General features: G+C 70.1%; 1 pseudogene. It reads right to left on the reverse strand.

The features are described 5' to 3' along the window. Positions 1-234: pseudogene (locus tag SB772_RS45775) on the reverse strand (DNA alkylation response protein); the annotation flags it as partial.

Raw genomic sequence — 234 nt, forward strand, 5'->3', positions numbered from 1 at the left:
GGCACGTCGCGCGGATCGTAGTCGTCGCTGTACAGCTTGTCGCGCAGCAGGTTCCACAGCGCGGGCTCCTTCTGCAGCACCGGAATCGCGGCCTGCGTCATCGTCGCCGGGCACAGCGTGCCGGCCTCGATCTGGCCGTGCAGGTAGAAGCCGGCCGCGCTTGCGGCCCAGCGGCCGGGGCGCGTATCGCGGAACGGCAGTGACACGAAGCCTTCGTTGCGGTACAGGCCGAGC

It is taken from the genome of Paraburkholderia sp. SIMBA_030 (assembly GCF_046535245.1).
GTDB lineage: Bacteria > Pseudomonadota > Gammaproteobacteria > Burkholderiales > Burkholderiaceae > Paraburkholderia.